We start from the raw sequence: 9,213 nt of genomic DNA, 5'->3' as shown, positions 1-9,213 counted from the left end.
CTTTGACTTTGCCATTAGTGGCACAGTTAAAGCCCCTCTTGCTACCGAAATTTATCTTCTCAATGGCACTGAAAATTCTGAGTATTTAAAAGGCAATGCCCCATCTAACAAGATTTATGGGTTTGGGGGTGCAGACACCATCGTAGGTAATCTAGGAAATGACCAACTTTTCGGAGGCGACGGAAACGATACTCTCTGGGGAGGTGATGGTGATGACCTGCTCTATGGGGATAGCGGCAATGACAAGCTTTCGGGTGGCAACGGTAACGATACGCTATTTGGTGGTGTCGGTGATGACCAACTATTAGGGGACGCAGGCAATGACTGGCTTTATGGGGGCGCAGGCAAAGATGTACTCACAGGGGGTTATGGCGCTGACACCTTTGTGTTCGCTTCTGGTAACGGCACGGACTCCATTACTGACTTTGAAATAGGTAAGGATAGAATTGCCTTGTCAGGAGGTCTCAAGTTCGGTCAATTGTTGATACAGCAACAAGGAAGTCAAACCTTCATTATGGATAGTTCTGATAATCAAGTGTTGGCGAAGTTGGATAATGTTACTGCAAGTATACTTTCGGCTCAACCTTCCACTTTTATCACTATTTAGTTGTGTCTTTTATAACCAAGTCTCTTCTCTTCCTAGGCTGTGCCAACGGAGCAGGTGTAGAGGAATAACTAGATAAAGAAGATTTAATATTGAGCAACTAAATTCTTTTCTGGGCTTCCCTACACCCTATCCTTGTAAAGGGTTGCGTTCAAAAACTGGCATTAATCTGTTGAAGTTCTCCCTGACCTTTAGGTACAGGGATTTTAATTATAGCGTTTCTTAGTCTAGTGAGGTACAGTAGCAACAGTGAGTAAACCAGTTTTGGATATCTTTTAAAGATACTTTATTAAAAGCTTCTTCAATTGCTTTAGCCAAAGAAGGATAATTCCTAACACCGATAGAACGTAGGAGACTTTGAATTTTCGATCAGCAATTTTCAATTGGTGAAAAATCAGGCGAATAAGGTGGTAGATAAATTATATTTGCTGCTGCTGCTTGGATTAATGCTTCAATTTCTTTACCTTTATGAATCGAGCAATTGTCCATCACAACATAGGCTCCTGACCAAAGTTTTGGAACTAGCTTTTGGGAGATAAACACTTCAAATGTGAGTCCATCTGCCGCACCAATAAGACTAATTTGAGTAATCACACCTTTGAAACCAATAGCACCAATTAAGGAGACATTTTTTCCTCGCTTAAGAGGCGTTTACCTCGCACTCGCTGTCCTTTAAGACTAAGGATAAATTTATGCCGGATTCATTAATAAATATTAGGTTTTCAGCTAAAATACCTTTTTAAGGAAATCATTGACGACAAGCCACTGGTAGTGCCAACGAACCAGAATCTGCGCCCGAACAAATAATGTTTTATTGTCTTGGGCATTGTTCGGTTCATTCTTTTGCACCCAGTCAACTACTGCATTGTGGAAACACAGGAAGGCAGTGTGGAACTGTGCCACGATCAGGTTTTCGTCGTTGCGACTGTCGGCGATCGCAGCTATTCTGTTATTGCGTGGCAGATCGCGCGATAAATCCTCTTCTGGCGGAATTTTGACTCCCTCAACCCCGCCGCCGTCAGATTTTTTTCAGCATTTTGCCCAACTTTCAGTTTTACTGGGTCATTTTCCTGATAAAAGTCTTTTGCTTGCGTGGGGTTTTCAGGATCTAGAGTTGGCCTGTCACCATAAACGCTGTTAAGATCGAAAATGGGACGACGCAGATTCTTGAGTTTATCGGTTACAAAGTCAGGTGACAGAGGCGTGAAATCGTCTTTGGTAATATCAGTTTGAAGGTTTGTGACAGCCCGATCAGTGTTGGCAGTAATATCATGATCAATAAACTATCTCCAGTAAGTATAAACCGGAGGTATTATTGAGTTAGCCTTCTCAGGCTCTTCTCTGTCAATTATTGCCTCACCTAGCTTTTTGAGTTTGTCAATAATATCTTGGTTGTTGTCTGCCGGAAGCAGACTGTTTGGATCTCTGGCAATATCTGGGAAGAGATAATCGAAATCTGTCTTTACATCAATCGCCTCAGTCGTTAACGCACGTAAGGCAGTTCGCTGTCGCCTGGTCTGTTCCTTGATATATCCACCGTGGCTAAATTCAAAAGGGAGATTTCGCATTGTTTTTTCCTCTACAGTCGATTCATATGTTGCAAAGATTTTTGGATATGATATGACCTCAAGTCGGGTACGTAGCAGGTAATCATTAAACACGAAAGAAAGCACTTCCCCTGCTTTCTTCGGAATCCGGTAATCCCCTCTGATATGTCAGTTGAGTTACATTGAGGACATTCACAAAATCATGACATTTCGGATTCTTAAAGCCACAGTACCCCTGTGGGTACTATTGGGAAGCTAAAAAATCGAGGCGGTTTGGAGTCATGAATGTGATGAAGAGTTACTCGGTTGGGAGTGCTAAAGCGATCGCCTGTAATCATCTAGACTATTTTTCCTGCCTACAGTTGTGATGATACAACAAATCATTGCTAGTTCAGTTAAGCTGGCAACAGCAGTTTCATCCTCAAAACAATGACAGCAAGTAGTCCCACAATTTTAGCCCTAGACTTTGATGGAGTCATATGCGACGGACTAATTGAATATTTTGAGGTAGCATGGCGTACCTACTGTGAAATTTGGTCTTTTGCTAACGACACACCACCAGATGATTTAGCTTTAAGATTCTATCGCCTACGACCTGTAATTGAAACAGGTTGGGAAATGCCCGTTTTAATCAAAGCCTTGGTAGATGGAATTCTTGATGATAAAATTATTCATGAATGGGCAAGCATCGCCCCAAAACTTTTGTTAAACGACAAGCTGCAAGCAAAAGAAATTGGCGCGAAACTAGATAAGCAACGAGATGAATGGATTACCACAGATTTAGATGGTTGGCTAAGTCTACATAGATTTTATCCAGGTGTAATAGAAAAAATCAAATTAACTCTTGACAGTGGAGTTGATCTATACATTGTGACAACTAAAGAAGGGCGTTTTGTCCAACAATTGTTACAACAAGAAGGAGTGAATTTACCAGCAGAATCAATTATTGGCAAAGAAGTCAAGCGTCCTAAATATGAAATTTTGCGAAATTTAAAGCAGGAAGCAGAAAATAAGGCAGTTAGTCTCTGGTTTGTAGAAGATAGACTCAAGACTTTGCAGGTAGTCCAACAACAAGCAGACCTTGAAGAGGTGAAACTCTTCCTCGCAGACTGGGGTTATAATACCCAAGCAGAACGGGAAGCTGCCCAAAATGATCCGCGAATTCATCTGTTATCACTGTCTCACTTTTCCAAAGATTTCTCTGCTTGGCTTTAAATAGATGAAATACGTTGCAATAATCTCTTGATACCTTTACCCTAAAAGGGCTTGTCATTGTCTAGATTTCTATAATAGTCAAATTGTTGCGTTTCCCGATATCCCGCCAGGAACTTAAGTTCCTGGCTGATAACCCAAGTCCACTCAAGTGGACTGAAATCATTTATTTAGTCATCTGAAGAGAATTTTAGTTATTAGCTTCGGAATTTATTCCAAGGCGAAATGGTAACGAAGTGGGATAGATAGCAAAGATTAGAAACCAGAAGCTTACGTTTTTCAATTTAGGTGAAATAATAACTCATAACGATTCACTCCTCACTTAGCACTTACTTTTATGCTTGACCTTACAAAACTGGCGCGGCAAATGCAGGGTTTAAGTCAGCATCTTACTTTTGAAGCTGTCGCCAGTCGCCAGCGTTTAGAATTGGCACAACAACATCTCCAAAATGCTTACGAGTCTCAACAAGATTTAATTGAGCGCCAGGAAAAATGGCGCGATCGCATTCTCTTTGCTAATGCTACCCCAATTGAGCCATTAGAAACCTGCATTGATATCCCAGTTCCTCCAAAAATTCATACTGTCATCGCTACCGATGGTTCCCAAATTGCCCCCAACCATCACGAAATTGCTTACTGTTATCTTTTAAATATCGGTAGAGTAGTCTTACACTACGGGCAAAATCGCCATCCGTTACTTGATAGTTTGCCAGAGGTATTTTATCGTCCGGAAGATTTATATATGTCTCGGCAGTGGGGAATTAGAACCGAGGAATGGATGAGTTTTCGCCGCACCGCTTCAGAAACAACGGTATTGGCAGAACTTGCATGTGCAGCGAAAGGGGAAGCACCAGCATTGGCGATGGTAGATGGTTCTTTAATTTACTGGTTTTTAGAACAATTACCAATGGATGCCCGCGATCGCATTTTACCCCCTATCCTCGAAGCTTGGCAGCAAATGCGTGATGCTCAAATTCCGTTGATGGGCTATCTTAGCGCCTCTCGCAGCATCGAAACAATGAACTTTTTACGATTGTTAGCTTGTCCTCATACAGTGCCAGACTGTAAAACTTATTGCCCAAATCAGCTAGAAAAAGTAGCTTGTAAAATTTTTGAACAGTTACGAGATACTTCTGTTTGGGCAACCCGACTCAAACCAGGACAACGCAGTACCCTGTGGCGCAGTAATTCCCCCATTCTTGAACTCTATGGAGACCAAGCCATTTACTTTTGCTATGTCCACGTTGGTACCGAAATTGCCCGGATTGAAGTTCCAGCATGGGTAGCAGAGAATATGACCATACTAGACCAAGCATTGGGGCTAATGCTGGCACAAGTCCAAAAAGGATATGGCTACCCAGTAGCGATCGCAGAAGCCCATAATCAAGCAGTGGTAAAAGGTGGCGATAGAACACGTTTCTTTGCCCTCCTCGAACAACAAATGATTAAAGCTGGTCTAAAAAATGTGGGAATTTCCTACAAAGAAGCCAGAAAGCGCGGCAGTATTGCTTAGGAACTTCTAGAGTAATCTATTTAACATCCAGTTAGCCTTTGAATATACGAGTCTTGAAAATGGCGATCGCAGCCATCCAAATTCATGGTGTTTACATTTTTTACATTTATTCCCGTTATTAGCACTGACACGTCAGCCAAGCTAAAGATAGCAAAACGGGCACAATAACCTGGCAAACAATCTTAAGCAGATTAAGGAATTGATGCTGTTAAGCAAAAGGTGCTGCCTTACTTAACACTTCTTATCTTTAATTCAAAATATAAATGTTTACTTTACACCTTTTTGGGGAAACCTTTATTTAGTAGGCAATTAAGTCAAATAAATAGCTGCCTTTCTCAGTAAAAATAGTAACTAAATACTACCTTACTCTGACGGTTGTTACGTATTTGTTCGGAAACCAAACAGTCTTTGTGGGAACTCATATTAGGTAGTGTCTAACTCGATAATATCCCATTGAGATCATTATTAAATTTGCGAAAAACGTATTAACTTATTTTACTTATAAAAAGATTTATACCTAAACAATTTATGAAACTAGTGAAATCTGGGTACCAACAATCTGAAGAAAAATACTCTCGATTTTTCTCACTTTCTATAGATTTATTGTGTATTGCTAATTTTAATGGTTATTTTAAGTATTTAAACCCCAAATGGACACAAACGCTAGGCTGGTCTAAACAAGAACTTATTAGCAAACCCTTTATCGAATTTGTTCACCCTGAAGACCGTGAATCCACTATTGCCGCAGCCCAAAAAATTACACAATCTGTAGATGCAATCAGCTTTGAAAACCGCTATCTTTGTCGGGATGGTTCTTATAAATGGCTGTCATGGAATGCAACTGGGTTCAGCAAAGAAAACTTAATTTATGCAGTTGCTCGTGACATTACCCTTAATAAACAGAATGAGATAGAGTTACAAAACTCTATCCGAGAGCTAGAAGCTTTTAAATTTGCTTTAAACGCCCATTCCCTTGTAGCTATTACTGATAAAACCGGAAGAATAACCTATGTTAATGACCAATTTTGTGAAATTTCTAAATATTCTAGAGAACAACTTCTAGGGCAAGATCATCGTATTATTAATTCTGATTATCATACAAAGGAATTTTTTGCAAATTTATGGAAAACTATTGCTCAAGGAAAAATATGGAAGGGAGAAATTAAAAATAAAGCCAAGGATGGCACTTTTTATTGGGTAGATACTTTGATCGCTCCAATGCTAAACCCAAATGGAAAACCCTATCAATATGTATCAATTCGTACAGATATTACACAGCGTAAGCTTTCAGAGTTAGCTTTATTGGAGCGATCGCGCTTGTCACTTTTGAGCGCAGAAGTCAGTTTAGCCTTATCTCAAAGTGGTACACTTCCAGAAATTCTACAAAACTGTACCAATCCTATTTCGCAATACCTTGATATCGACTTTGCTTGTATCTGGACATTTGAAGGACAAACAAACCAGCTACAATTGCAGGCTGGTGTTCATTGCACAGATGTTACTTGTAGTGCTTTGAACGATAGCCAAGATTTCCCAAATCACATGGTTTTAGCGAATAACATTATTGGCTTAATTGCTCAAAACCATCAATCTATTTTTAACGAAGAACTATCAATTAATAATTCCGAAAAATTTCTCGATTCTACATTCTCAATTTTGAGATTTTCTGCTTATCCCTTAATAGTAGAGCAGCAATTAATTGGTATAATGGCTTTAGTTAGCAAGCAATTATTTACCGAACCAACTCATAACCTATTAAATTGGATTGCTAATAATATTGCTGTGGCTATTGACCGAATCTTGGCACGAGAAGAACTCCTCAGCCGTAGGGAAGCCTTATTACTGCGTCTAGCTAGTCAAATCCGTAGTTCTCTTGACCTAAATATGATCTTACAAACTGCGGTCAATGAAATTCACAGCTTATTACAAATTGATCGTTGCTACTTTCTTTGTTACTTACCGCACCCATCCCAACCAAGCCTAACTATTACTTATGAAGCGCGAAACCCTAACTTCCCAACCATATTAGGCAGTATTCCGCTCCAAAAAAGCACTTTCTTAACAAAAATACTTATCTCTCAAGAGTTAATTTGCATCGATGATATTAAGAGCAAGTCACATCTAGATCATGATGTGCAAGAATTTTTAACTGAATTTGGCATCACATCTCAACTAATGCTACCAGTTAAGAGTAATTCTGGAGAGATTGGGGCAATTGTGTGCAGTCATTGCAGTGGCGATCGCATTTGGAGTAACAGTGAAATTAGCCTCCTACAAGCTGTTTGCGATCAACTAGCGATCGCTATTGATCATGCACAACTTTATACCAAAAGTCGCTCTGCTACTTTAGCGGCTCAAACTCAAGCCAAAAAACTCACTGAAACCTTGCATAAATTGCAGCAAACTCAATCTCAACTGATCCAGAATGAAAAAATGTCTAGCTTGGGACAGTTAGTAGCTGGAGTTGCCCATGAAATCAACAATCCAGTTAACTTTATTCATGGCAACTTAACTTATGCTAACGAATACTTTCAAGAGATGTTAACGCTATTGCACCTTTATCAGCAATACTATCCCAACCCCCAGACAGAAATTCAAGATTTTGCTGAAAAAATTGATTTAGGATTTATTACCGATGACCTTTCTAAACTCTTGTCTTCAATGAATATGGGTACTAATCGTATCCGTGAAATTGTTTTAGGATTGCGGAATTTTTCTCGTCACGATGAAGCAGATAAAAAGCTAGTTGACATTCATGAAGGAATTGAAAATACACTATTAATTTTGCATCATCGCTGGAAAAATAATGGTATTGGGCTGGATATATCTATTATTAAAGAATATAGTAACTTGCCATTAATTGATTGCTATCCTGGGCAGCTTAATCAAGTATTTATGAATATTTTGATTAATGCAATCGATGCTTTAGAAGAGTCAATGGTTAATTTAAAAACAACTCATAAACCGCAAATTATAATTCGGACTGAAATTTTAGACAGTAAATTCGTTGTAATCCGAATTGCTGACAACGGATTAGGGATAGAGGAAAACGTTAGAAAACGCTTATTTGATCCCTTTTTCACCACAAAACAGGTAGGTAAGGGAACAGGGCTAGGGCTGTCAATTAGCTACCAAATTGTGGTAGAAAAACATGGCGGAACTTTGAATTGTCAATCAGAACTAGGAAAAGGCACAGAATTCTGGATTGAAATTCCAATTTAAACAGGATTTAATATGCCTCACAGAAAAGGTCTGGCAACTTTACTTGCATTTTTTTAGACTTTGATCCTCCAAAAATGCGACATTACATCGACTTTGCAGTGGGATTATTCAGATTATTTATTTTAAAGTACAATCCTCATACTTAAATCTAACCACTTCGACTGAGTAATCGGCGCACTACTAGAAATATAGTCAACACCCGTTTCTGCTACACCGCGAATAGTTTCCAAAGTCACATTCCCAGAAGCTTCAATTTTCATCCGGCTATCCTGCTGGCGAATCAACTGCACTGCGTCACCCATCATATCCAAAGGCATATTATCTAACATAATAATGTCAGCATTGTGCTGCAAAGCTTCTTTCACCTGCTCTAAACTTTCCGTCTCTACCTCTATAGTCAAGGGATAAGGTATCTGAGAACGAATACGGGTAACAGCTTCTCCAATTCCCCCAGCCGCCGCAATGTGATTATCCTTAATCATCACCGCATCATCCAACCCCATGCGGTGATTAATCGCTCCACCCAATGCAGTCGCGTACTTTTCCAACAGTCTCAGCCCTGGCGTAGTTTTACGCGTATCTACCAACTGAGCAGGTAAATCAGCAATTTTCTCTACATATATATTAGTCAGCGTAGCAATCCCACTCAACCGCATAGCCAAATTGAGCGCGACTCGTTCTCCCATCAGCAGCGCATCCAGCGAACCATGAATTTCAGCTACTACCTGTCCTGGCTCACACCATGTACCTTCAGCCGCAACCGCCACAAAGCTGACTTTTTCATTCAAAATCTGGAACACCCTAGCAGCTACTGGTAAGCCAGCAATTATCCCTGAAGCTTTAGCTATCCATTTAGCCGAGCCTAGCGTCACATCTTCTACTAGTAGTGTATTTGTTGTGCGATCGCCCCTGCCAATATCCTCCAACAACCAGCCACGCAAAAGTTGATCTAAAACCAACCAGGGCGGCAAAACACCAGAATTGCTCACAAATTTATTGCTTCCTTAGTGACTTTCAGGAATACTATAGCCTAAAACTCTTACCCTCTAAGGCTTTGATAGAGACTGTGAAGCGGTCCAAAGATATTTTGGAAAAATAGTTGACACAAAGAGTTG

The 9,213-nt window shown here is 39.9% G+C and carries 8 protein-coding genes; 4 read left to right on the top strand and 4 right to left on the bottom strand.

Translation table 11 applies throughout. The features are described from left to right. Positions 1–607, top strand: a 607-nt coding sequence (locus ACFE90_RS32000) for a calcium-binding protein (protein ID WP_375506350.1), incomplete at its 5' end; no start/stop codon positions are given. A gap of 366 nt (positions 608–973) precedes the next feature. Here the strand turns inward: ACFE90_RS32000 and ACFE90_RS31995 are convergent. From ACFE90_RS31995 to ACFE90_RS31985, 3 genes are all read right to left on the bottom strand, one after another. Next, on the bottom strand, positions 974–1,198 hold the full coding sequence (locus tag ACFE90_RS31995) for a transposase (RefSeq protein ID WP_375506349.1): 225 nt from the start codon (positions 1,196–1,198) through the stop codon (positions 974–976). A 132-nt stretch (positions 1,199–1,330) separates the two neighbouring features. After that, positions 1,331–1,507 carry a hypothetical protein gene (locus ACFE90_RS31990; RefSeq protein WP_375506348.1) on the bottom strand — a complete coding sequence of 59 codons (177 nt, stop codon included), beginning with the start codon at positions 1,505–1,507 and terminating at the stop codon, positions 1,331–1,333. A gap of 380 nt (positions 1,508–1,887) precedes the next feature. After that, entirely contained in the window at positions 1,888–2,172 is a 285-nt protein-coding gene (locus ACFE90_RS31985) for a hypothetical protein (protein ID WP_375506347.1), read from the bottom strand. A gap of 408 nt (positions 2,173–2,580) precedes the next feature. Here ACFE90_RS31985 and ACFE90_RS31980 point away from each other — a divergent pair, with 408 nt between their 5' ends. The 3 genes from ACFE90_RS31980 to ACFE90_RS31970 all read left to right on the top strand — a co-directional run bounded on the left by ACFE90_RS31980 (position 2,581) and on the right by ACFE90_RS31970 (position 8,098). After that, on the top strand, positions 2,581–3,366 hold the full coding sequence (locus tag ACFE90_RS31980) for an HAD family hydrolase (RefSeq protein WP_375506346.1): 786 nt from the start codon (positions 2,581–2,583) through the stop codon (positions 3,364–3,366). A gap of 334 nt (positions 3,367–3,700) precedes the next feature. Next, entirely contained in the window at positions 3,701–4,876 is a 1,176-nt protein-coding gene (locus tag ACFE90_RS31975; protein WP_375506345.1) for a DNA double-strand break repair nuclease NurA, read from the top strand. Between the two features lie 537 nt (positions 4,877–5,413). Beyond that, the gene (locus tag ACFE90_RS31970; protein ID WP_375506344.1) at positions 5,414–8,098 is read left to right on the top strand and encodes a PAS domain S-box protein; all 2,685 of its coding nucleotides are present in this window, start codon (positions 5,414–5,416) and stop codon (positions 8,096–8,098) included. A gap of 122 nt (positions 8,099–8,220) precedes the next feature. On the opposite strand, the gene nadC is transcribed toward ACFE90_RS31970, so the two are convergent. After that, on the bottom strand, positions 8,221–9,087 hold the full coding sequence (gene nadC, locus ACFE90_RS31965) for a carboxylating nicotinate-nucleotide diphosphorylase (protein ID WP_375506343.1): 867 nt from the start codon (positions 9,085–9,087) through the stop codon (positions 8,221–8,223). Between the last annotated feature and the right edge of the window lie 126 nt (positions 9,088–9,213).

Origin of the sequence: uncultured Nostoc sp., from assembly GCF_964245445.1 — a bacterium.
In the GTDB taxonomy this organism is placed as follows: domain Bacteria; phylum Cyanobacteriota; class Cyanobacteriia; order Cyanobacteriales; family Nostocaceae; genus Nostoc.
This window is presented reverse-complemented; position numbering and strand designations above follow the sequence as displayed.

Bases quoted from the DNA above. Each gene is read 5' to 3' on its own strand.
- ACFE90_RS31985 (WP_375506347.1), bottom strand. From the start codon at position 2,172: ATGCGAAATCTCCCTTTTGAATTTAGCCACGGTGGATATATCAAGGAA.
- ACFE90_RS31980 (WP_375506346.1), top strand. From the start codon at position 2,581: ATGACAGCAAGTAGTCCCACAATTTTAGCCCTAGACTTTGATGGAGTC.
- ACFE90_RS31975 (WP_375506345.1), top strand. From the start codon at position 3,701: ATGCTTGACCTTACAAAACTGGCGCGGCAAATGCAGGGTTTAAGTCAG.